Raw genomic sequence first — 23,377 nt, 5'->3', positions numbered from 1 at the left:
GAGCGCGCCAAGCATCACTAACGGCAGCCTGCATCAGGGGTGCCCCATTGGCGCCAGGTCGGCACGATTTCAGGCATTTCCGGTCAGATGGAGCCAGTCATCGAATGCAGGAATCCTCGTTCGGCGGGCCCGGCGACCGCTCCACTCGTGCTCCCACGCGCGAACTTGCCTGAGGCACATGGTGACGTAGTCATCCGCGTAGCTTGCCCAACGTGGGGAGTAGTCGATCCGTTGGGACAGATTGTCGTCGTAGAAATCGTTGAAGACGATGCCATTCCCTAGCGCCTCTCCGAGGCACGCTCGAATTGAGCGCTTCATGTGTCGCCACTGACGTGGCACGCGAAGTCTCGCGGCGTCGATGCTCCTGTAGGCCTCTGGAATCGCATCGACCCAGAATTGGGCTTCGCGGCGATCTCGAAGGTGACGCAGTTGTTCATGCATGGGGATCATCCACCCGAGCAGGTTCGCTGCGGCCTCACGTCGGCGAGCGCGCTCGTCTTGCTGACGCTGCTGTCTTCCGCTGATCGTGCCACCCACAAGGGAGCCGAGCGCTACCCCAAATACGTTGGTCATGAGAAGAGTATGCCGAACACCTGCGACAATTCCCTCCGCCCGTTGGGCGAAGGCAAAGCAGTCCCGCCGAACGAAGAAGACCGCGCCGATCAGTTCCTAGTCGAAATCCCACCAAGGGAAAGGGCCACAGCCTGTTGGCTGTGGCCCTTTCTCGTGGCTGAGTTATTAAGACAGTTCTTAACTCAGCCCACTGGTCGGGCTGACAGGATTTGAACCTGCGACCCCTTGACCCCCAGTCAAGTGCGCTACCAAGCTGCGCCACAGCCCGAGATGACTCCGCCTGAACCGTGTGGAACAGCCGATGTAATCCGGTGTTGCCCCGACCGAGGCAACCGGACAAGCATACCCGACCGAGCGGCCTCCCACGAACCACTCGCGAGACCGAGCCCCGCCCTGACCGCGTTTGCGTCGCCCGACCGCGTTTATTCGCGGTCGGGCGACGCTTTCACGGTCGGGAGCCGGGCCCGGACAGTCAGCCCAGCAAGCGTCCCCAGCCAGCAGCACTCTCCGCACCCCACACCAGCGCTAGCCTGGAACCCCCAGATCGAAAGCCGCCCCGTGCAGAAGAAGCTCGTCGTCCTTGTCGCCGCCACCGTCGGATCCTTGGCTCTCGGCCTCACCGGCTGCTCCACCAGCTACCCCGACATCGCCGGCGTCTGGAAGGCCTCCGACGGCTCGCCCAACAAGACGATCAGCGACGACGGCAACTGCACGAACATGCTCTACACCGGCGGCACGATGAAAGAGATCGCGAAGCCGGGCATGTGCCAGATCACGGGTACGGCCGACCGCGGCGGTTACACGCTGAAGGTCTCGCAGACGGGAACGGTCGAGACGTACACCGCCACCTTCCGCAATCACGACGACACAATCGAGTTATCGCAAGCCGGGAGCACCATCGTGACGCTCACGCGCGCCCCCAGCGTCGACTAGGTCGGCGTCCTCCCACCTCAGGTCGATCCGCGCCCCAGCGACGCCCCTCACAGCCGAGCCCCGAGCCCCGGGGCCGCAGCCGAACACAGTGCCCGCAGCCGCTCACTCGTGGTGCGCGCAGTGATCTCCCATCGGCTCCATCGGCAGGTCGAGCATGGGGTTGCCGTCGAAGAACCCGACCGGCTTGAGGTGGAATCCGGCCCGGGCCACGGGCATGACCGGCCAGTCCTCGGGGCGCACGACGTGGTGCACGCCGACCGTGTACCAGCAGACGAGGTCGGCGTCGACGAGCGGCCGATCGCCTTCGATGAACCGCGACACTCCCTGGTCGACCGGCTGCTGCGCGATGTACTCGCCCGCCGCATAGCGCTGCCGCGGCTCGAACGCCGTGACCCAGAGCTGTTTCGTCGCGAAGGCACCCCGTTCGCGCTGCTGCGACCCCGGCAGGGCGAAGAACGGCGCCGCGGCTCCCGGCTCGATGAGGTAGCCGGGGCGGCCGCCGATGCCGTTGACGGTGTCGGCCGAGGTGACGATCCACGTTCGCGCGGTCTGCGGCGACGCCTCCCGTGCGGCGCTTGACTCTGAAGTCAAGTGCGTCCGCTCGACCTGCCATGCACTCCCCCACGGATTCGACGGACCGGCCGGAACCCCCGCCGAGTTCAGCTCCGAAATGTTGTTCCGCTGACCGTCGACCTGCATGTCGAGGCGCACCGAGAAGAAGTGCTGGTGGTGCGGCCCGTAGAGCTGTGGCGCTACGAGCGACCCGAACCCGGGCTCGTCGCCGGGTGCCACGGCTCCGGGCAGCAGGGCTCCGGTCGAGATGATGCCGGTGAGCTTCACTTCGAGCTCGATCGACCCGTCGAGGTGGATGTTCCAGTAGAAGCCGTAGTCGTAGTTGCCGACGGTGACGAAGAACGAGATCACGAGTCGGCGGTTGCGGCGCACCTCGCCTCGGCCGTCGCGGTATTCGGTGTGCTTCCAGCCGATACCGGCGTCTTCCTCGTGAATGCAGATGCCGTTCGGGATCACCAACGGCGACCCGTCCTGATCGTTGACCACGGCGTCGAGGTACAGGATCTCGCCGACGCAGTCGCAGCCGAGCTCCAGCGAGTTGGCGAGCACACCGAGCCCGTACTCGCCCTCGTCGAAGACGTTCTTGTTCCAGTGCGTCGCTGCTGGATCGGCGTAGGGCACGTACATCTCCGACACCGATCCCCGGTAGAGGATCGGCCGCAGCTTCCCGTGGTCGAGGTACCGCACGTCTTGCAGCACGACGCCCTCGCGCGGCGTGTAGCCGACCTGGAGCCGCCAGGGGCCCCAGCTGAGGCTGTGTCCGTCTAGCTCGACGCTGGATCCTTCGGGCTGACTGATCTCGATGGGCTTCATCGGCGCTCGAGCCTCGTCGTGCGGCGGGTACTGACCTTCGCGCGACCAGAGCGCCTCTTCGAAGTTGCCGTTCGTCGGCGGCAGCGGCACGACTCCGTGGTCGGTGACCTCGAGCACCTCCCACGTGTCCATGTCGATCGTGACGATCAGTCCCTCGACGGGGTGGGCGTAGCCGTTGTCGTACTGGCCGCGCCGCACGAACGTCAGCAGTCGCGCGAGTCTGCGGGTGGGCGCATCGTTCTCGCCGGTGTAGCCCGACGACCACTTGTCAATCATGGCGCTGTCGAAGTCCTCGACGCCGCGGAGCCGCATGGCCTCCTGCCAGCGCACGTCGGCCCGGACGAGCTCTTCCGACTTGTCGAACTCCTCGACGGTGATGGGCGGCTGCACGCCCTCGATGTGTTCGTACGAGACGACCCGATCCTCGGTCAGCGACACGATCGCCTCGTAGGTGGCGTGCTCGGCGGTCTCGCGGATCACCGCGAACCCCTGCCGATCCCACGCGTCACCCGGCTGCCAGTCGACGACGACCGACTTCGGCGGATCGAACGTCTCGATGAAGACGAATCGTGCGGAGTTCAGGAGTCCCTGATCGCGCTTCAGGATCCGAGACACCCCCGAGATCTCGTCGGCGGACAGGGGCTCGAGGGGATGCGTAGGCAACGGTGCTCCTTCGGCGGCGCGGCGGGTGGTGGCCCCGACCGTACTCGGAGCGGCGACTTTGGTCGGGTGCCGGTTCGGTGGCCCCGCCTGCCGTTCTGTCAGCGGGGCCGTGCCGGATCCTCGTCCCGCCCCTTCCCCTCGCACATTTGCGAGCGATGCGCCCCGACGCCCGCCACACCGCGGTAACCGAAGTGACTCGCAGGCGAGATCGCTCTCAGATTCGCGCCGACCCACCCGCCGCCGCCCCGGCCCCGCGTCGCGGCACCGCCAACATCACGACCGCGACCAGCGCGACCAGTGCCAGCCCGGCGATCACCGGCGCCCCGAGGTCGACGGCGTGCTCGAGGCCGCCCGCGGTGGCCTCCGCCCCCAGCCAGAGCGCGGCGGCACCCTGCACGAGGTAGGCGACGAGGTAGACGGCCGAGAGGGTTCCGGCGCGGTGGTGAGCCGGCGCGAAGCGGCTGACGATCTGCAGGCCGGCCGCGAAGAAGAGGCTGTAGCCGACCCCGCCGAGCACGCAGAACGCCAGGAACAGCCCGAGCGAATGCAACGATCCGGCCGCGACGAGCGACGCGAAGGCAAGCACCGTGGCCACGAACGCGACCGGCGTGGCGACGACGAGCGGCAGGCGGCGCGACGCTAGAGCAACGACGCCGATCACTCCCATCGAGAGCGCGATGATTGCGCCGGTCACGAACGCGTTGTCGCTGCCGATCAGCTGTTTACCGATCGATGCGCCGAGCGAGAGCACGACCGCGCCGAGCGCATACGCGGCACTGATGCAGACGGCTGCGGCGGCCACGGCTCCCCAGAGCGACCGCGGCACGCTGATGCCGTGCGGCTTCCAGCGCCCTGCCTCGGCGGGTCGGTCGCGGCCGAGCCGCCAGACGAAGACGAGCACGACGGCTTCCACGGCCAGCAGGATCCAGTAGGTCAGGTGCAGCGGGAACGGCGCGTACTGCACGAGCGCACCTCCGAGCAGCGTCGCGAAGACGAGCCCGACGGCGGTCGAGGCGGTGCTGATGGCGCCGGTCCGCGCCGAGTTCGCGGGCCCGGCGATGTCGATCATCTTCGCCGTGGCAGGGCTGAGCGACAGGCCGACGCCGAGGCCCATGAAGGCTCGCCCGACGAGCAGCCAGCCGACGTTCGGCGCGACCGCGAACAGCAGCACGCCGATGATCGACGCTGCGACTCCGAGCAGGATGCTGGCCCTCCGCCCGATGGTGTCGCTCAGGTCGCCGAAGACGAGCAGCACGACCACGAGTACCAGCGGGTAGACGGCGAAGATCGACGTCGTCAGCAGCGCGGTGAGGTGCCAGTCGGCCGTGTAGAGCGGGTAGACGGGGGTTGCGGCGCCGCTGGTCCAGAGGGCGAGGGCGAGCACGGCCGCACACGTCCAGAAGGCCAGGCGATCAGACGTGGGCTGACGGGTCGAAGCGGACATGACGCGACAGTAGCAGGCTGGCTACGAAAACCCAACCGAGGTAGGGTGGGTGGCATGTCACCACGCGCGTGCCCTGATCCCACCTGCGGGATCGCCCGCAGTCTCGACGTCCTCGGCGAGCGCTGGGCCCTCATGATCGTGCGCGACGCGTTCCTCGGCCGCTCCCGCTTCTCTGAGTTCCGCGCCTCCCTCGGCGTCTCCCCCGACATCCTCACCGCGCGGCTGGCCACCCTGGTCGACTGCGGCGTGCTCGTCCGCCAGACGTATCGCGACCCCGGCGAGCGTGAGCGCGACGAGTACGTCCTCACCGACGCCGGCCGCGAGCTGGCGCCGGTCCTCGCGGCTCTGGGGCGGTGGGGCGCCGATCACCTCCCCGTCGACTCCGGCACAAGGATCCGCTACCTCGACTCCCACACTGGCGACCCGGTGCACCTGACGTTCGCCACGGCCGGCGGTGCGTCCGTCCCGGCGTCGCGGGTGACTCTCGTCCGCCCCTCGGCCTAGCCCCGCCGCGCGCGCCCGGTCTCGCTAGCCGTTTCACGCGTCGCGAACCGTTTATTCGGCGAGCGATGCGTGATTCGGTTAGCAAGGCGTGCCTGAGGTGCGACGCCGCAGAGGCCCATCACCTAGTCGCGTTTCGCACGTGTAGTCGCGGTATGGCGCGTCTAAACCTGCGAATCGCGACTAAACGGTTCTCCGCGAGCCTCGCCGCATAGGAGCCGGGAACACCGTCCGCAGGTGCGGGTTCGACAGCACGACCGCGATCGCGACCATCAGCCCCGAGAACACGAGCTGCTCGATCACCATCCACGTCGGGTACAGCCCCGGAAAGCTCGCCACCACCACCGTCACCAGCGGAAAGATCCGCGAGAACAGCCGCAGCCGCGCAAACGCCCAGTAATAGCCGAGCTGGGCCCGCCACGCGAACACGTACAGCGAGAGCGTGATCAGCAGCACCACCGTCGACCGGAACCAGACAGCCCACGGCACGTGCACACCGTGCGACGCGAGCACAGTCGCGATCACGACCGCCGCGAGGCCGACCACCGTCTCGCCGACGAGAAGCCAGCGGATCGCCTTGAACGACCGCACCGTGCGCGGGTGCCGACGCATGTCTTCGCGCACGACGTAGGCGTGCTGCCGCCCCCCGGCGAGACGATCGACGCGAAAGGTGGCGAACAGCCGATCGACGAGTGCGCCCAGCGTGCCGGGCGGCGGCGTCGATGCGGTGGCCATACGCCTATCATCCCAGACGACGAGCCCTCCCCGCCCCTGGCCGCGTCAGCGGCCCTTCAGAACGTGGCAGGCGTCGGCTCTGCATCGCCGAAGGCGCTTGCCACTCCCGGTGAACGACGCCGACCGCCATTCCAGAGATCAGGAGCGCTTGCGCTTCTCGCGCACTCGCATGTTCACCGTGATCGGCGTGCCCTCGAACCCGAAGATCTCGCGCAGACGACGCGTGATGAACCGGCGGTACTGCGGGTCGAGGAACCCGGTCGTGAACAGCACGAACGTGGGCGGGCGGTTGGCCGCCTGGGTGCCGAACAGGATCCGGGGCTGTTTGCCTCCGCGGACGGGGTGCGGGTGCTCCTGCGTGAGTTCGGCGAGCAGAGCGTTGAACTTGCCGGTGGGCACGCGGGTGTCCCACGACTCGAGAGCGAGCTCGAGCGCGGGCACGAGCTTCTCGAGGTGGCGGCCGGTCTTGGCCGAGATGTTGACGCGCGGGGCCCACGAGACGTGATCGAGGTCTTGGTCGATCTCGCGCTCGAGGTAGCGGCGGCGGTCATCGTCGAGGAGGTCCCATTTGTTGAAGGCCAGCACGAGTGCTCGGCCGGACTCGAGAACGAGGTCGATGATGCGGAGGTCTTGAGTCGAGATGGGCTCGGTGACGTCGAGCACGACGACGGCGACCTCGGCCTTTTCGAGCGCGGCCGAGGTGCGGAGCGACGCGTAGAAGTCGGCACCCTGCTGCAGGTGGACGCGCTTGCGGATTCCGGCGGTGTCGACGAAAGTCCAGATGCGACCGCCGATCGAGACCTGCTCGTCGACCGGGTCGCGGGTCGTGCCGGCCATCTCGTTGACGACGACTCGCTCTTCACCCGCGGCGCGGTTGAGCAGCGACGACTTGCCGACGTTCGGGCGGCCGAGGATGGCGACGCGGCGGGGCCCGCCGATCTCCTCTTTGGCGACCTTCGACACGGCGGGCAGCGTGGCCATCGCCTTGTCGAGGAGGTCGGCGACGCCGCGGCCGTGCAGCGCCGAGACGGGGAACGGCTCACCGAGGCCGAGGCTCCAGAGCTCGGAGGCCTGGATCGCCTTGCGGTCGTCGTCGGTCTTGTTGGCCACGAGGATCACGGGCTTGTGGGTGGCGCGCAGCATGCGGACGACGTGCTCGTCGGTCGACGTGGCACCGACGTTGACGTCGACGACGAAGAGGACGGCGTCAGCCAGGTCGACGGCGATCTCGGCCTGCATGGCGACGGAGGCGTCGATGCCGAGGGCGTCGGGCTCCCACCCGCCGGTGTCGACGATCGTGTAGCGGCGCCCGGCCCACTCGGCCTTGTACGAGACGCGGTCGCGGGTGACACCCGGCTTGTCTTCGACGACGGCCTCGCGGCGGCCGATGATGCGGTTGACGAGCTGAGACTTGCCGACGTTGGGTCGACCGACGATCGCGAGCACCGGCAGGGCGGGAGCGTAGGTGATCGCGTTGGGATCCCACTCGCCCGCTTCGAGCACATCGAGGTCTTCGTCGTCGAGCTCGTAGTCGGTCAGCCCCTGACGCAGGGCAGATGCGCGCTGCTCCGCGTCGACGTCGTCGAGGGTCGCGAGGCGATCGGCCATCGAGTCGTCGAACTCAGGAAAATCGCGGTCGCCCGAAGAGGCGCTGTCTTTGTCGTTCGCCATGGTGGCTCCTAGCTACGTGGGTGCTCTCCGGTCATGCCTGGGGCGCGGGCGCCGTGGCAGTGGAACGGACGAGCTCGACCATGGCCGAGACGGTCTGATCGAAGTCGAGATGAGTGGAATCGAGGGTTGTGACGCCTTCTGCGGCTGTCATGAAGTCGACCACCTTGCTGTCCTGCTGATCTCTCTTCGACAGCTGCCGGGCAGTTTCTTCGGCACTCTGCCCCGTGATCTCTGCGGAACGCCTGGCCATTCTAGCCTCTTCGGTGGCCGTGAGCAGGATCCGCACCTGCGCATCCGGCGCGACGACCGTCGTGATGTCACGCCCCTCGGTCACGATGCCGGGCTTCTCGGTGCCGGCGATGATGCCGCGGAACACCTCGACCAGGTGACTCCGCACCTCGGGGAGCTTCGAGACGGAGGCGACCGACTGCGTGACCTGGGGCGTCCGGATCTCGTCGGTCACGTCGGATCCTGAGATCCGGACGAAGTAGTCACCCGGATCGGTGCCGATCTCGTAGTCGAACGTCGAAATGACCGCGACGACGGCCGCAGCGTCAGACAGGTCGGCACCCGACCGCACCGCATGCAGGGCGAACGCCCGGTAGGCCGCACCGGTGTCTTGGTAGTCGAAGCCGAGGGCCACCGCCGTCGCCCGGCTCACGCTCGACTTGCCACTGCCCGCGGGGCCGTCGACGGCTACGACGACGGGTCGGTAGAGGCTGCTCGAGCGATACCGCGAAAGGAGGTCCGCCTTGAAGTCGTGCAGCTCTTCGGAGGTCTCGGGAAGGTCGGGGTTCGTCATGCCTGTGCTCCTGCAATGGTCCAGCCGCGCCGGACGAGTTCGTCGATCAGTCGTTCTTCGTGTTCGGGCACGACGCTCACTTCGGCGAGGCCGAACTGTGCGCCGGGCGAGTGCTCGAGACGGAGGTCTTCGAGGTTGATGCCGGCTTCGCCCATCTCGGTGAACAGTCGCCCGAGCTGGCCCGGGGTGTCGTCGACCATGACGACCACCCGCGTGAAGACGGTGCTCTGACCGTGCTTACCGGGCAGGCGGGCGACACCCGTGTTGCCGCGGCCGATGGTCTCGGCGATCGCGCGCAGCGACCCAGGATCCGACGGGGCCGAGAGGGCGGAGATCACGCCGTCGAGATCGTCCCGCAGCGCCCGGAGCACGGTTTCGACGTGGCCGGCATTCGCCCCGAGGATCTGCACCCACAGGCCGGCGTCGCTGGCGGCGATCCGTGTGACGTCCCTGACCCCCTGCCCCGCCAGGCCGAGCGAGGCGTCCGGGGCATCTCCGAGCCGTGCCGCCATGAGCGAGGCAACCACCTGGGGCGCGTGCGAGACCACGGCCACCCCGCGATCGTGCTCTTCCGGCGTCATCTCGATCGGGGTGGCCCCGAGGTCGAGCACGAGGTCTTCGAGAGCGGCCGCGGCGCGGTAGCTGATGGCGTCGTGGCCGGCGATCACCCAGGGGCGTCCGACGAAGAGGTCGGCGCGCGCCGAGATGGGACCGCCGCGTTCACGCCCGGCCATGGGGTGCGAGCCGATGTAGCGCGAGACGTCGGCGCCACGACGCTCCAGCTCGCGGAGCGGCTCGACCTTGACGCTCGCGACGTCGGTCACGAGGGCGTTCGGGTAGTCGGCGAGCTCTCGCACGACGATGTCGGCTGTGACATCCGGGGGAACGCAGACGACGATCAGGGTCGGCTCGTCTCCGTCCGCAGGCGCACGGCCTGCGCCGTAGTCGATCGCCAGGCGGCGGGCCGACGGCGAGGCGTCGTCGAGGATGACCTCGACGCCCTGCTGCCGGAGGCCGAGGCCGATGCTCGCGCCGAGAAGGCCGGAGCCGACGATGCGGACCGGGCCGACGAGCCGCTTCGGCTCGTGAGCTCCCTCGTGCGTCGAGCTCACCGGCCGCTACCTCGTCGGCGCTCCTCCTGCTGACGGCGCACCTGCGATCGTCGGCTCGGCGCCGGAGCGCGACCCCCGGTCACGTCGCCGTTGACGGCCACCCGGCGGTTGCCATCGCTGTCGTACTGCTTCTTGGGCTCGCGGCGGTCGGCCTGCCCGGCGCCACCGCCGGCACCACCCTGCCCGCTGCCGTTCTGACCGTTGCCCCCCTGCGCGCTCGTCCGGCCGCGGCGGCTCTCCTCGCGCGCGTCGAGATCGGGCTCGTACTCCTCGTCGTCTTCGTCGTAGTACTCCTTCTCCGACTCCGCGACGTCGTCGTCGACATCCGCCACGAGTTCGACCCCGCTGTCGTCCATGCTCTCCTGCACGGCGGCTGCCGCGACCGCCGACGGCTCGGCTGCTCCGACCCCGGCGTCGCGCGCGATCGTCAGGATGTCGCCGAGCTCGTCACGAGTCAGGTCGCGCACCTCGCCGACGCGCAGCGAACCGAGGTGCAGCGGGCCGAACTGGCGACGCACGAGGTCGACGACCGGGTGCCCGACCGCGTCGAGCATGCGCCGAACGATGCGGTTGCGGCCGGAGTGCAGGGTGATCTCGACGATGCTCGTGCCACCCGCCTGCCCGGTGCCCCGGTCGACGACCCGCGCCGAGTCGGCTGTGATGGGCCCGTCGTCGAGGTCGATGCCCGCGACGAGCTTTTTCGCCGTGGTCGGTGTGATCGATCCCTCGACCTTGGCGATGTACGTCTTGGTCACCCCGAACGACGGGTGCGCGAGAATGTGCGCCAGCTCGCCGTCGTTCGTCAGGATCAGCAGACCGCTCGTCTCGGCATCGAGTCGGCCGACGTTGAAGAGCCGCTCGGGGTAGTGGCGCGTGAACTCGGTGAGGTCGGGGCGCCCGCGCTCGTCGCGCAGGCTCGACACGACGCCGACCGGCTTGTTCAGCATCAGGTAGCGCCGGGTGGGGTCGAGCTGCACGGCCTGACCGTCGACGACGACCTTGTCGACCGCGGGGTCGACTCGACGCCCGGCGGAGGTGACGACCTCGCCGTTCACCGTGACGCGGCCGGCGGCGATCAAGTCTTCGGAGACACGTCGGCTGGCAATACCCGCCGCCGCCATGACCTTCTGGAGGCGCTCGCCCTGCGGCGCCGCCTCGGATCCTGGAGTGGTGTCGTTATCGGCCATTGTCGAAACCTTCCTGCCCATCGGCGAGCAGCGGTGAGATCAGCGGCAGCTCGTCGAGGGAGTTGACGCCGAGGTGCGTCAGCAGCAACTCGGTCGTCTCGTAGTTGATGGCGCCGGTCTCGGCGTCGGTGAACGATTCGGTGATGAGTCCGCGTCCGAGCAGCGTACGGACGACGCTGTCGACGTTGACCGCACGGATCTGAGCGATGGCGCCTCGGGTGATCGGCTGCTTGTAGGCGATCACCGCGAGCGTCTCGAGTGCGGCCTGCGAGAGCCGGGTCGGGTTCTGCGTCAGCACGAAGTCGCGGACGATCGGGTCGAACTCTTCGCGGACGTAGAACCGCCAGCCGCCGCCGACCTCGCGCAGCTCGAAGCCGCGGCGGGTCGTCGGTGCGCCGTCGCCCTGGTCGACCCCGTCGAAGTCGGCCACGAGCGAATCGATCGCCTGGCGGACGGCCGCGACAGGCGCCCCGATGGCTGTGGCCAGCGAGACGAGGCTCTGGGGCTCGTCGGCGACCATGAGGATCGCTTCGAGCGTGCGAGCGATCGGCACGCCCGGCGTCGGAAGGGCCTGGTCGTCAGCGAACGCGGCGTCGGTCTGCGCTGCGTCAGAGAGCGCTGCGTCGTTAGGCGCTGCATCATCCGTCATAGTCGGCCCCCAGGTTGGCGAGGTTCTCTTCGGTCCAGTGCTCGGCGGTCCAGCGGATGGTGAGCTCGCCGAGGGGTTCGAGCTGTTCGAAGCTCAGCGACGCGTGGCGGTACAACTCGAGGATCGCGAGGAACCGCGCCACGACAACCCCCTTCACGTCGACCCCGTCGATCAACTCGCGGAAGCTCAGCACGGCACCGCGCCGGAGCATCGACACGACGATGGCGGCCTGCTCGCGAATGCTCACCAGAGGCGCGTGCAGGTGGTCGAGCCCGACGGTGGGGGCCTCTTTCGGCGTCAACGCCATCGCCGCGATGGCCGCGAAGTCGTCGACCGACAGGGTCCAGACGAGTTCGGGCGTCGACACGCGGTACTTCTGTTCGAGACGGACGCTCCGGGCATGTCGATCGCCCTCGGCCTCACCGCGAGTCGCGAACCACTCGGCCGCTTGCTTGAACGCGCGGTACTGCAGGAGGCGTGCGAAAAGCAGATCGCGCGCTTCGAGCAGCGCGACGTCTTCGGCGTCGACGAGCTCCCCCTGCGGAAGGAGTCCGGCGACCTTAAGGTCGAGGAGGGTAGCGGCGACCACCAGGAACTCGCTGGCCTTGTCGAGCTCCTCGTCGGAGTCGAGCCCGCGGAGGTACGACAGGAACTCGTCGGTCACCTCGCTCAACGCGATCTCGGTGATGTCCATCTCGCGTTTGGTGATCAGCGAGAGGAGAAGGTCGAAGGGGCCGGAGAAGTTGTCGAGACGCAGCGTGAACGCCTGGTCGGTCGATGGCTCGACGTCGGAGGCGACGCCGGCATCGAGAGTGGAGTCGCTAGGCTGCGGCGCCACGGGCGATGAGCTCTCTGGCCAGCTGGCGATACGCCTCGGCAGCCGGATGCGACGGCGCGAACTGATTGATCGGGCTTGCGGCCACGGAGGCGTCGGGGAACTTCACCGTCCGGGTGATGACCGTCTCGAGTACCCGATCGCCGAATGCGTCGACGACCCGCTCGAGCACCTCGCGGCTGTGCAACGTGCGCGAGTCGTACATGGTCGGCAGGATGCCGTCGAGCTCGATGTCTTCGTTCAGCCGGTCGCGCACCTTGTCGATGGTCTCGACGAGCAGGGCGACACCGCGCAGGGCGAAGAACTCGCACTCGAGCGGGATCAGCACCCCGTGGGCCGCGGTGAGCGCATTCACCGTCAGGATGCCGAGCGACGGCTGGCAGTCGACGAGGATCACGTCGTAATCGTCGCGGACCTTCCGCAGCACTCGGGCAAGGATCTGCTCGCGAGCCACCTCGTTGACGAGGTGCACCTCGGCGGCGGAGAGGTCGATGTTGGCCGGGATGACGTCGAGCCCCGGCACATTGGTGCCCTGGATGACCTCGTGGGGATCCTTGACCGTGCCAATCAGCAGGTCGTACACCGTGGGCACGTCGTGGGTCTGCACGCCGAGGCCCGCGCTCAAGGCACCCTGCGGGTCGAAGTCGACGGCGAGCACCTTGCGGCCGTACTCGGCGAGCGAGGCACCGAGGTTGATGGTCGTCGTCGTCTTGCCGACGCCACCCTTCTGGTTGCAGAGCGAGATGATGCGGGCGGGGCCGTGGCTCTGAAGCTCGGCCGGCACCGGAAAGGCCGTGCGGGGTCGGCCGGTCGGCCCCATCTCGACGGCCGGGCTCTCCGCGGAAGGGGCCTCGGTCGATTTCGGCGTCGTACTCACGGGGATAATCCTACCGGCGCGTCCCGCCCAGCCCGGGTTGCCTCGCCCTGTCTAAAGGACGCCCGTCTAACCCCGAGGGAGTTCGGGCACGAGATGCCCGTCTGACGGGGAGTCGACCTGCTTTCCGCTCCTCAACACAGGACTACCCCGCAGCGGCTCCTGCTGAGGCGACACCGGCCCGACGACTCAGGGCAGCCCGGGCCTCTTTCTCCCCCGGCGCCCACCGTGCTCGCGGGTGCGCCTGCCCGTAGGCGTCGCGCAGCGCATCCGCGGTCACGAGCGTGTAGATCTGCGTCGTCGCCACCGACGCGTGCCCGAGCAGCTCCTGCACCACGCGCACGTCCGCCCCGCCCTCGAGCAGGTGCGTCGCGAACGAGTGCCGGAGCGTGTGCGGCGACACCTCGAATCCGAGCTGCGCCCGGGACGCCGCCGCTTGGATGATCAACCAGGCGTTCTGCCGAGACACCCGTGCCCCGCGTGTTCCGAGAAACAGAGCGGGCGTCGCAGTCCCCCGCACCGAGAAAATCGGCCTCGCCCGCACCAGGTAGGCATCGAGGGCCCGCCGGGCGTAGCTGCCGAGCGGCACGATCCGCTGTTTGCCGCCCTTGCCGAACAGCCGCACCACGTCGCCCTCGATCACATCGTCGACGTTGAGCGACACCGCCTCGGTCACGCGCGCGCCGGTCGCGTAGAGCAACTCGAGCAGAGCCTTGTCACGGAGCCGTGTCGGCTCGTCGCCGTCGGTCGCTGCGAGCAACGCCTCGACCTGCGCCACGGTGATCGCCTTCGGCAGCCGCGACGGCAGCTTCGGTGGTCGCGCCTTCGTGGTCACGTCGTCGGCGACCAGGCCCTCCTCGGCGATGAACCGGTGCAGCCCCTTCACACTCGACAGTGCGCGCGCCACCGACGATGCGGCGAGCGGCACCTCGCGGGTGGCGAGCGCGGCCGGAAAGCCCGCGACGAGCACCGAATCGACGAGGGCAGGATCCTGGATGCCCGCCTCCTCGAGGAATGTCGCGTACAGCGCGAGATCGCGCCGATACGCAGCCACCGTGTGCGGCGAGAGACCGCGCTCGACCGTGACGTGCCGCAGGTAGCGCTGCACGGCGTCGTCGAGCTTCGAGGTCATGCCCCCAGGCTAGGCGCGCCGGAGCGCACGCGCTGCCGCTCACGCGCTGACGCGCACGCGCTGCCGCTCACGCGCAGGCGCGCAGACGCCGGCGCACCCCCGCTTGGCCAGAATCACCGCGGCATCCGGGGGTTGTCTGGCCATCCCGGGGTGCCTCAGCTCCCGGCTACCAATCCACCCACTACCGCGCGAGCTTGGCCTGCAGCGCGAGAGCCGACACGCACAGGATCGAGTTATGCACCGTTCCGCTCAGCACAGCGTCGACGATCTCGTCGAGCGGCACCCAGCGCACCTCGATGTCGGCCTCTTCGGCCTCGCGCTCGAACGCCGCATCCGTTGCCGAGACACCGGTCGCGTGAAAGACGATCAGCTGTTCGTCGCTGCCACCGGGCGTCGTGTTGAAGGTGATGAGGTGTTCCCACGCGGAGGCCGTGACATCGGTCTCTTCGGCGAGTTCACGCTGGGCTGCCACGAGAGGATCTTCGCCGGGGATGTCGAGAAGGCCGGCCGGCAGCTCCCAGTCGCGCGAGCGGATCGGGTGACGGTACTGCTTGATCAGCAGCACCCGCCCCTCGTCGTCCTGGGCAAGCACGACGACCGCGCCGGTGTGCGCAACGTACTCGCGGACGATTGCCGACCCGCCGTACTCGAACGTCTCGCGCCGGATGTTCCAGACCGCGCCCTCGAACACCACCTCCGACCGGGTGACGGCCACCTCGGTCGGGTCGTCGGCGAGCACGGCCGGCAGATCAGACCCGGTCGACGGCACGCCCTCAGGCACCCTCGGCCTCGGCGACCTCGAACAGCCGCGTCGCGTTCTGACGGTCGAGTGCCGCCTCGACGAGACCAGAAAACAGCGGGTGCGCGTGATTCGGGCGCGAGCGCAACTCGGGGTGCGCCTGGGTGCCGATGTAGTACGGGTGCTCGGCGCGGTCGAGCTCGACGTACTCGACGAGCTGGCCGTCGGGCGACGTGCCCGAGAAGACCAGACCGGCGTCGGCGATCTGCTCGCGGTAGTGGTTGTTGACCTCGTAGCGGTGGCGGTGGCGCTCTTCGACGAGCTCCGAGCCGTACACCTCAGAAGCCAAGGATCCGGCGGTCAGCGCTGCCGGGTACAGGCCGAGGCGCATGGTTCCGCCGAGGTCTCCTCCCGCGATGATGTCGACCTGCTCGGCCATCGTGGCGATCACCGGGTACTCGGTGTCGGGGTCGAACTCCGAGGACGACGCCCCGGCGAGGCCGGCCTCGTTGCGGGCGTATTCGATGACCATGCACTGCAGGCCGAGGCAGAGCCCGAGGGTCGGGACGCCGTTCTCGCGGGCGAACCGGAGCGCTCCGAGCTTGCCCTCGATGCCGCGGATGCCGAAACCGCCGGGAACGCAGATGCCGTCGACGTCGGCGAGCGCCTTCGCGGCGCCCTCGATGGTCTCGCACTCGTCGGAGGGGATCCAGCGCAGCACGACCTTGGTCTGGTGCGCGAAGCCGCCGGCCTTGAGGGCCTCGGTGACCGAGAGGTAGGCGTCGGGAAGGTCGATGTATTTGCCGACCAGGCCGATCGTGACCTCGTGCTTGGGGTCTTTGACAGCCGAGAGAATCGGGTTCCAGCCGGTCCAGTCGACCGCGCCGGCTTTCTCGTCGAGGCCGAGGTGCTCGATGATGTAGCCGTCGAGGCCCTGCTCGTTGAGCATGGCCGGAATTTCGTAGATGCTGGCCACGTCTTTGGCGTTGACCACCGCGTCTTCGTCGACGTCGCACATCAGCGCGATCTTGCGGCGGTTCGACTCGGTGACCGGTCGGTCGCTGCGGAGCACGAGCGCGTCGGGCTGGATGCCGATGGCGCGGAGGGCGGCGACGGAGTGCTGCGTCGGCTTGGTCTTCTGCTCGCCAGAGGCTCCCATGAACGGGACCAGCGACACGTGCACGAAGAAGACGTTCTTGCGGCCGAGCTCGTGACGCACCTGACGGGCCGACTCGAGGAACGGCTGGCTCTCGATGTCGCCGACCGTGCCGCCGACCTCGGTGATGATGACGTCGGGCTGCGGCTCATCGGAGGCCTGCAGGCGCATGCGACGCTTGATCTCGTCGGTGATGTGAGGGATGACCTGCACGGTGTCGCCGAGGTACTCGCCCCGGCGCTCCTGCGCGATGACGGTCGAGTAGATCTGACCGGTCGTGACGTTCGCGCCCTGGTTGAGGTTGATGTCGAGGAACCGCTCGTAGTGCCCGATGTCGAGGTCGGTCTCGGCGCCGTCATCGGTGACGAAGACCTCGCCGTGCTGGAACGGGTTCATCGTTCCCGGGTCGACGTTGAGATACGGGTCGAGCTTCTGCATGACGACGCGGAGCCCGCGAGCAGTCAACAGATTGCCGAGGCTTGCGGCCGTGAGGCCTTTGCCGAGAGAGGAGACGACGCCCCCGGTGACGAAGATGTGCTTCGTGACCTTCGTGTCGTTTGACGAGTTGACCGAGCCGGAGTTTTGATTGACCACCACGGGCTTCCATCCTACGTCACTCGTGGTTCACCGAACAGCCTCCGGTCGTTACGACCGTGTATCGGTGCGCACTCCCGCGCGTGTCGGACGGGCGGTGGCGAGATCGAGCAGCTCGCGCGCGTGCTCGAGTCCGCTCTCGCTGTCGGGCAGCCCCGAGAGCAGCCGGGCCATCTCGGCGACACGCTCCTGGCCTTCGAGCTGCTGCACGCTGGAGGCGGTCACCTCACCCGAGGCGTCTTTCACGACTCGGAGGTGGTTCGTCGCGAAGGCCGCCACCTGCGCCAGGTGCGTCACGACGATCACCTGGGCGCGATCCGCCAGCATCGCCAGGCGCCTGCCGATCTCGATGGCGGCCGCGCCGCCCACGCCGGCGTCGACCTCGTCGAACACGAACGTCGGCACGGCGCTCGACGCAGCCATGACGACCTCGATGGCCAGCATCACGCGCGAGAGCTCGCCGCCCGACGCACCCTTGCCGAGGGGCCGCGGTTCGCTGCCGGAGTGCGGGCGCAGGAGAATCTCGACGATGTCGGCACCGGATGCACCGAGCTCTCCTCGGTCGCTCACGGAGACGACCAGCTGAGCCCCGGCCATGGCCAGCGCCGCGAGCTCGTCGCTCACTCGCGCCGCGAGATCGTCGCCGGATTCGCGGCGGAGCGCCGTCAGCCGACCTGCGAGCTCCTCGGCTGCGGCCCGATGCGCCTCGACCTCCGCGGCCAAACCGACCACTCGATCGTCGTCACCGTCGAGTTCGACGAGGCGCTCCGATCCGTCGGCGACGAGCTGGATCACGTCGTCGAGCGTGGGCCCGTATTTGCGCACGAGGGCGCCGAGGTCGGCACGGCGCTCCTGCACGGTCTCGAGTTCGCGCGAGACATCGGCATCCAAGGATCCGAGATAGCTCGACAACCGCGCGGACGTGTCGGACACCTGCACGCTCACCTCCGCGAGCAGATCGGCGATCGATTGGAGCTCGGCGTCGTGCTGCGCCACCCGCTCGACCTGGCGGCGCGCCTCTTCGACCAGCGACAGGACGTCACGGGTGCCGTCGACCGCGTCGGTCGACAGGATCTCGTGCGCGAGGCCGGCTGCGAGTCGGAGGTCTTCGGCGTTGCTCAGGCGCTCGGCGGTGGCGTCGAGCTCGGCGTCTTCGCCGGCTGTGGGGCCAACCCGTTCGATCTCGTCGATCGCGGCGCGGAGGGTGTCGGCCTCGGCGGATCGAGCGTCTCGATCACCGGTGATCGTGTCGAGCTCGCGTGCCGCCTTCTGCCAGCTCTCGAAGGCCTCGGCGTAGCTCGCTCTCACGACGGCGAGCTTTTTTCCGCCGTGGGCGTCGACTGCCGAGCGCTGCGCCGCCGCCGACTTCAGACGGATCTGCTCGGACTGCCCATGCACCACCACGAGGTGCTCCGCCAGGTCGCCCAGCACGCCGACCGGCGCCGATCGACCGCCGACGACCGCACGACTTCGTCCCTCGCTCGAGACGATGCGGCTGAGGAAGAGCTCGCCGTCGTCGACGTCTCCTCCGGCATCGCGCACGCGCTCGGCCGCCGGACCACCGTCGGGTACCGACCAGCGCCCGTCGACAACCGCCTGGGCGCTGCCGGACCGCACGGCACCGCCATCGGCACGCTGCCCGAGCAGAAGCCCCAGCGCTGAGACGACCATGGTCTTGCCCGCACCGGTCTCGCCGGTGACGGCGGTGAAACCGGGCCCGAGGGGCAGGGTGGCTCGCCCGATGACCCCGAGGTCGCGGATGCTGATGTCTTCGATCACTTAGGTGTGCGGGCCTCTCCAGCCGGTGACCGGCAGGTGGAACTTCGCGACGAGGCGGTCGGTGAACGGCGCCGTCCGCAGGCGAGCCAGACGGACGGGCTGGGCCGATCGGCGTGCAACGACTCGGGCTCCGGGCTCGAGGGTGTGTGCGCGGCGGCCGTCGCACCAGAGCACGCCGGAGCCGTCGGTCCGGCTCAGCACCTCCACGGCGAAGGTGGACTGGGGCCCGACGACGAGTGGTCGCGCGAACAGTGCGTGGGCGCTGAGCGGAACGAGGATCATCGCCTCGACCTCCGGCCACACGACGGGCCCGCCTGCCGAGAAGTTGTAGGCCGTCGAGCCGGTTGGAGTCGACATGACCACGCCGTCGCAGCCGAACGACGAGAGCGGGCGCCCGTCGACCTCGATGACGACCTCGAGCATGCGTTCGCGCGAGGCCTTCTCGACCGTGGCCTCGTTCAGGGCCCAGGTCTCGTAGACCTGCTTCCCGTCGACCATCACGGCGATCTCGAGCGCGAATCGCTCTTCGACCTCGTAGTCGTGGGCGACCACGCGCTGCACGGTGTCGTGCAGGTCTTCGCGCTCGCTCTCGGCGAGGAAGCCGACGTGGCCGAGGTTCACTCCGACGATCGGCGCCCGGGTGCCGCGCACCAGCTCGGCGGCTCGCAAGATGGTCCCGTCGCCGCCGAGGACGATGACCGATTCGATGTCGTCGACGAGCACGTCGTCACCCAGCAGGTGCACGCCCGTGAACGCGGGCTCGGCCGCCCGGATGTCGTCGAACTCGTCTCGGGGCAAGACGGGCACGAGCCCCGCTGCGTCGAGGGCTCGGCAGACGTCGAGGGCTGCGTCGATCGAGTCGCGCCGCCCCGTGTGCGAGACGATCAGGATGTGCCGCTGTTGGCTCTCCATGGGATCACCCTTTCGTCATCTCGTCGATCCGACCGACCCATTCTGTCGGATTCGTGCCGGCTCGGGCACTCAGGTGCACGCAGTACTCGTGGTTGCCGTTCGTTCCGACGATGGGCGACGGCACGACGCCGGCGGTGCCGAGACCCACATCGTGAGCAGCCCAGAGAACCGCCTGAACGGCGTCGGACCGCAGGCCCGCGTCGTGGACGATACCCTCGCGGATTCCCTGCCGCCCCACCTCGAACTGCGGTTTGATCAGCAGGACGTAGTCGGCCTCGAGCCCTACCGACCGCACGAGCGCTGGCAGCACCATCGTGAGAGAGATAAACGAGAGGTCGCCGACCACGATGGAGATGAGGTCGGCGTTGCCGGATGCCGCACGGAGCACCTCGGCCTCGAGATAGCGCGCGTTGCTGCCCTCGACGACCGAGACCCGCGGATCGCTCCGGATCGCTGTCACCAGCTGGCCGTGCCCCACGTCGAGGGCGATCACCGACGCGGCGCCCCGCTCGAGCAGCACCTGGGTGAATCCACCCGTCGAGGCACCCACGTCGAGGGCGTGCCGACCCGCGGGATCGACACCGAAGGCGTCGAGGGCCCCGATGAGCTTGTGCGCAGCCCGGCTCACGTAGTGGTCGATACCCGCGACCTCGATGGTCGCGTCGCCCTTGGTCGGGAACGACGCCTTCAGCACCGCGCGGCCGTCGACTGTCACGAGACCCTCGGCAAGGATCCGATGCGCATGCGTTCGCGACCGAGCCAGACCCCGCGATGTCAGGGCCACGTCGAGTCGCGATACCTCGCTCGCCGAGCCGGCTTCGTCGGGTGACGACGACGCCATCACCGGTCGCCCTGGCCGCGACCGTCTTCGAGGGTGGCCCGGAGCTCGTCGTGGATCTGCGAGAAGGCACCGGCGCGCTGATCGAGCGGCTGCTGGTCGATGACCGTCAGTCGCGAGATCAGCTCATCGACGGATTGCCTGCTATCGCTCATGGTCCGTCCACACTAACGTCTGCCCCTGACACCCGGGGGCGTCCTCCCCAGGGCTCGCCGAGGCGCTACTCGTACAGCTTGGGGTCGACGACCATCCCGTAGATCATGAGGCCGCTGGCCCACACCGCGGCCGAACCGGCGCGAAGCAGATCGACCGGCGACGACCCCTCGTCGAGCACGGTGACCACGTTTCCGTGCAACTTCACCCGAGCGGAGCGGACCTCGAACACCCGCGCGCCCGTCGGATCCTTCGTCTCGATCGTCGCCGGGTACTCCTCGTGGAGTTCCCTCAGATCGCCGAGGATGAAATCGGGCCGAGAGTCGGTCGGGGCGGCCAGCACCTGCTTCGCCTTATCGATCCCGGTCAAAACCAAGACCGACGGGATGCCCGCCTTGTTGGCGCCGATGATGTCGGTGTCGAGGCGGTCGCCGATGAACAGCGGCTTCGAGGCCGAGAAGCGCTCCAGAGCAGCGTCGAAGATCGCCTTCTCCGGCTTGCCCGCGACGAGCGGCAGCTTTCCGACGGCGGTGTGCACTGCCGAGACCAGCGTTCCGTTGCCGGGCGCGATGCCTCGCTCCTGCGGAATCGTCCAATCCTGGTTCGTCGCTACCCACGGGATGTCGGCGGCGAGAGCGAACGCCGCCTCCGCGAGGTCTTTCCAGCCCACCTCGGGCGAGAAACCCTGGATGACACCGTCGGGTCCGTCGTCCGCCGATCGCGTGACTCGATACCCCGCGGCCTCGACCACGCTGGTCAGCCCTTCTCCCCCGACGACGAGAATCAGCGCACCAGGATCCACGACGGTCGCCAGAAGACGGACGGCGGCCTGCGGGCTCGTCACCACGTCGTCAGCAGCCACCGACAGCCCGAAGCCCGAGAGCTGGCCCGCCACCGCTTCGGCGGTCCGCGACGCGTTGTTCGTGATGTAGCCGACGCGAGCCGACTCGGCCGCCCGGTTGAGACTGTCGACCGCGTGGTCGATGGCGTTCCGGCCGGTGTAGACGACGCCGTCGAGGTCCGCCAACACGACGTCCACTCCGGCGAGGGGAAAGCGCGGCTCAGTCGCGGGGTTCGTCGCCTGCTGCGTCGGCTCCGTTATCGGCTCCATCGGCGCCGTCCGCGGATCCTGCGAGTTCGTCGTCGGCTGCGACGTCGTCTCCGTCGAATCCTTCGATTTCTTCTTCCACGATCTCGACAGTTTCATGGTCTTCCTCAGAATCAGATGCGGAGAGAGCACCGCTGGCTCGGCGTGACAGGGCGTACCACTCGGCGGCCTCCGCCTCACGACCGAGCTCCTCGAGCACGGTTCCGTAGGCGTCGAACAGGTCGGGGCTGTAGCTGAACGCACGACGACGATCGAGCTGCGGGATCTCGAGTTCGCGTAGAGCGGCGTCTTTCTGGTCGAGATCGAGGCGCGCCCCCGACATGGCGATGGCAAGCGATACGCGCACGCCCACATCGAGCGTCTCCACATCGACGGAGTGGCCGAGCTCGAGAGCCCTGTCGGGTCGTTCGAGGCCCCGCTCGCTGTCGACCATTAGCGGGAGCTGGTCGTTCCGGCCCGAGATGCGACGGTACGTACGAAGCTCACGAAGAGTCAGCGCGTAATCCTCGAGCGCGTATGCCGTGATGGCGATCGTCTCCCGGACTACTGCAACGCGTCCGGCTCGGCGACCAGCCGCCTGCGCGTGCTGGTGCGCGAGCTGCGGGTCTTCCTCGATCAGCTGGCCGGCCATCACGAGGTGGCGCGCCACGAAGTCGGCGTTTTCCTTACTGAGGGTCTTCAGCTCGGCTCGAGCCACCTTGTCGAGCTGGCGCGGCTCCACCTCATCGGGCAGGTGCGGCTCGAACTGGCGGGGGCGCACCGAGCGGAGGCCCAGCGGATCGCGGTCTTCCCACTCGCCACCACCGTCACGCGAGTCGCGGCCGGAGCGGCTTCCGCGGTCGTCACGATCGTTCGGACGCGAGGATCCCGGACGACCGCCGGTCGGGCGCCCACCCGTGGGCCGTCCGCCGGTCGTGGGACGGCCTGACGTCGGTCGGCCACCCGTACTGGGGCGCCCACCGCTTCGCTCGGGCCGCTCTCCCGAGCGCTGGGGCCGGTCGTCGCTGCGGAACGGAGGCCGCGAACCTCCCGTGGGACCATCGCCGCGAGGAGGCCGACGAGCATCAGACCGCTCCGCTGAGGGGCGCCCCGACGATGGGCGGTCCGGCGCTCCGCGATACGGTCGATCCGAACCACCACGTGGCGGCCGGGGACTCCATTGGCGATCGCTTCCCGGGCGTCCTGAACCAGCACCGGCGGGGCCTCTAGCTCCTCCACCGTTACCGCTACCCCGTCCAGACCCTGAACCAGATCCCGATCCGCGGTCGTCGCGTCGCGGACGCTTCTCGTTGTCGTCGTCGCGCTCGCTCACGGGGTTCTCCTCGGGGGTAAAAGTCTCTGACGAGTCGGCTCAATGGCGCCTGACTCGTTCTTCCGGCGACGTGGCGTAGGCGCGCGTCGACCGAAGGGCCTGCTGTGGTGTTGTGATCCCAGCCTAACAGCCCGCGGAGAGCTGCATCGGGGTGACCTAATTGGTGGGTTAAACGCAAGAAAGCCACCCCGTCATGGGGTGGCTTTCAAGGTGTTGCTGAAGTTGAGTCCGGCGGTGTCCTACTCTCCCACAAGGTCCCCCTTGCAGTACCATCGGCGCTGAGAGTCTT

General features: G+C 68.5%; 21 protein-coding genes, 1 tRNA gene and 1 pseudogene. 2 read left to right on the top strand and 21 right to left on the bottom strand.

From position 1 onward, the window contains the following. Positions 1 to 69: 69 nt before the first annotated feature. Together EDF39_RS12150 and EDF39_RS12145 are read right to left on the bottom strand one after the other, a co-directional pair. Positions 70 to 573, bottom strand: coding sequence for a hypothetical protein (locus EDF39_RS12150; protein ID WP_123943522.1), 504 nt, complete (start codon positions 571 to 573; stop codon positions 70 to 72). Between the two features lie 191 nt (positions 574 to 764). Beyond that, positions 765 to 841 (bottom strand) — tRNA-Pro (locus EDF39_RS12145). Positions 842 to 1,131: 290 nt separating this feature from the next. Between EDF39_RS12145 and EDF39_RS12140 the strand changes: the two genes are divergently transcribed. Beyond that, entirely contained in the window at positions 1,132 to 1,506 is a 375-nt protein-coding gene (locus tag EDF39_RS12140; RefSeq protein ID WP_123943520.1) for a hypothetical protein, read from the top strand. A gap of 102 nt (positions 1,507 to 1,608) precedes the next feature. Here EDF39_RS12140 and EDF39_RS12135 read toward each other — a convergent pair whose 3' ends face one another. Both EDF39_RS12135 and EDF39_RS12130 read right to left on the bottom strand, forming a co-directional pair. After that, on the bottom strand, positions 1,609 to 3,699 hold the full coding sequence (locus EDF39_RS12135) for a primary-amine oxidase (protein WP_255410133.1): 2,091 nt from the start codon (positions 3,697 to 3,699) through the stop codon (positions 1,609 to 1,611). Positions 3,700 to 3,769: 70 nt separating this feature from the next. Continuing rightward, positions 3,770 to 4,999, bottom strand: a complete 1,230-nt coding sequence (locus EDF39_RS12130; RefSeq protein WP_123943516.1) for an MFS transporter — start codon at positions 4,997 to 4,999, stop codon at positions 3,770 to 3,772. A 54-nt stretch (positions 5,000 to 5,053) separates the two neighbouring features. On the opposite strand from EDF39_RS12130, the gene EDF39_RS12125 reads away from it, so the two are divergent. Beyond that, entirely contained in the window at positions 5,054 to 5,503 is a 450-nt protein-coding gene (locus tag EDF39_RS12125; RefSeq protein ID WP_123943514.1) for a helix-turn-helix domain-containing protein, read from the top strand. A gap of 180 nt (positions 5,504 to 5,683) precedes the next feature. Here the strand turns inward: EDF39_RS12125 and EDF39_RS12120 are convergent, their stop codons facing one another. From EDF39_RS12120 to EDF39_RS12045, 17 genes and pseudogenes are all read right to left on the bottom strand, one after another. Continuing rightward, positions 5,684 to 6,235 (bottom strand): hypothetical protein, encoded by a 552-nt coding sequence (locus EDF39_RS12120; RefSeq protein ID WP_123943512.1) that lies wholly within the window; start codon positions 6,233 to 6,235, stop codon positions 5,684 to 5,686. Positions 6,236 to 6,373: 138 nt separating this feature from the next. Continuing rightward, complete coding sequence (gene der, locus EDF39_RS12115; RefSeq protein ID WP_370275193.1) at positions 6,374 to 7,843, bottom strand: ribosome biogenesis GTPase Der; 1,470 nt, start codon at positions 7,841 to 7,843, stop codon at positions 6,374 to 6,376. 94 nt (positions 7,844 to 7,937) lie between these two features. After that, on the bottom strand, positions 7,938 to 8,708 hold the full coding sequence (cmk, locus tag EDF39_RS12110) for a (d)CMP kinase (RefSeq protein ID WP_123943509.1): 771 nt from the start codon (positions 8,706 to 8,708) through the stop codon (positions 7,938 to 7,940). Next, positions 8,705 to 9,820: a prephenate dehydrogenase gene (locus EDF39_RS12105; protein ID WP_123943507.1), complete on the bottom strand. Its 1,116-nt coding sequence runs from the start codon at positions 9,818 to 9,820 to the stop codon at positions 8,705 to 8,707. Before EDF39_RS12105 ends, cmk begins: the two co-directional genes overlap by 4 nt. A 409-nt stretch (positions 9,821 to 10,229) precedes the next feature. Next, positions 10,230 to 11,007 (bottom strand): annotated as a pseudogene (locus tag EDF39_RS12100) (pseudouridine synthase); the annotation flags it as partial. After that, positions 10,997 to 11,656: an SMC-Scp complex subunit ScpB gene (scpB, locus tag EDF39_RS12095; RefSeq protein WP_123943503.1), complete on the bottom strand. Its 660-nt coding sequence runs from the start codon at positions 11,654 to 11,656 to the stop codon at positions 10,997 to 10,999. The gene scpB and the pseudogene EDF39_RS12100, both read right to left, overlap by 11 nt. Next, complete coding sequence (locus tag EDF39_RS12090) at positions 11,646 to 12,494, bottom strand: ScpA family protein (protein WP_055957257.1); 849 nt, start codon at positions 12,492 to 12,494, stop codon at positions 11,646 to 11,648. The genes scpB and EDF39_RS12090 overlap by 11 nt, the downstream gene beginning before the upstream one ends. Further along, complete coding sequence (locus tag EDF39_RS12085) at positions 12,478 to 13,311, bottom strand: ParA family protein (protein ID WP_055961731.1); 834 nt, start codon at positions 13,309 to 13,311, stop codon at positions 12,478 to 12,480. Before EDF39_RS12085 ends, EDF39_RS12090 begins: the two co-directional genes overlap by 17 nt. A gap of 199 nt (positions 13,312 to 13,510) precedes the next feature. Beyond that, positions 13,511 to 14,497, bottom strand: a complete 987-nt coding sequence (gene xerD, locus EDF39_RS12080) for a site-specific tyrosine recombinase XerD (protein ID WP_123943501.1) — start codon at positions 14,495 to 14,497, stop codon at positions 13,511 to 13,513. A 181-nt stretch (positions 14,498 to 14,678) separates the two neighbouring features. Next, positions 14,679 to 15,266 (bottom strand): NUDIX hydrolase, encoded by a 588-nt coding sequence (locus EDF39_RS12075; protein ID WP_233573186.1) that lies wholly within the window; start codon positions 15,264 to 15,266, stop codon positions 14,679 to 14,681. 4 nt (positions 15,267 to 15,270) lie between these two features. Further along, positions 15,271 to 16,989 (bottom strand): CTP synthase, encoded by a 1,719-nt coding sequence (locus EDF39_RS12070; RefSeq protein WP_304999871.1) that lies wholly within the window; start codon positions 16,987 to 16,989, stop codon positions 15,271 to 15,273. A 48-nt stretch (positions 16,990 to 17,037) separates the two neighbouring features. Next, positions 17,038 to 18,765, bottom strand: a complete 1,728-nt coding sequence (gene recN, locus EDF39_RS12065; protein ID WP_123943499.1) for a DNA repair protein RecN — start codon at positions 18,763 to 18,765, stop codon at positions 17,038 to 17,040. Beyond that, positions 18,766 to 19,677 (bottom strand): NAD kinase, encoded by a 912-nt coding sequence (locus tag EDF39_RS12060; RefSeq protein ID WP_055957251.1) that lies wholly within the window; start codon positions 19,675 to 19,677, stop codon positions 18,766 to 18,768. A 4-nt stretch (positions 19,678 to 19,681) separates the two neighbouring features. Beyond that, positions 19,682 to 20,518, bottom strand: a complete 837-nt coding sequence (locus EDF39_RS12055; RefSeq protein WP_123943497.1) for a TlyA family RNA methyltransferase — start codon at positions 20,516 to 20,518, stop codon at positions 19,682 to 19,684. Further along, positions 20,518 to 20,670, bottom strand: coding sequence for a hypothetical protein (locus tag EDF39_RS17625; protein WP_194606605.1), 153 nt, complete (start codon positions 20,668 to 20,670; stop codon positions 20,518 to 20,520). The genes EDF39_RS12055 and EDF39_RS17625 overlap by 1 nt, the downstream gene beginning before the upstream one ends. A gap of 65 nt (positions 20,671 to 20,735) precedes the next feature. After that, a complete protein-coding gene (locus EDF39_RS12050; RefSeq protein WP_123943495.1) occupies positions 20,736 to 21,779 on the bottom strand; it encodes an HAD-IIA family hydrolase in 1,044 nt (347 codons plus the stop codon). Further along, on the bottom strand, positions 21,730 to 22,536 hold the full coding sequence (locus EDF39_RS12045; protein WP_123943493.1) for a hypothetical protein: 807 nt from the start codon (positions 22,534 to 22,536) through the stop codon (positions 21,730 to 21,732). The genes EDF39_RS12050 and EDF39_RS12045 overlap by 50 nt, the downstream gene beginning before the upstream one ends. Positions 22,537 to 23,377: the final 841 nt, after the last annotated feature.

Origin of the sequence: Frondihabitans sp. PhB161 (assembly GCF_003814635.1) — a bacterium.
Classification (GTDB): Bacteria; Actinomycetota; Actinomycetes; order Actinomycetales; family Microbacteriaceae; genus Frondihabitans.
The sequence above is the reverse complement of the archived record's forward strand: the minus strand, read 5'-3'. Positions and strand labels throughout refer to the sequence as shown.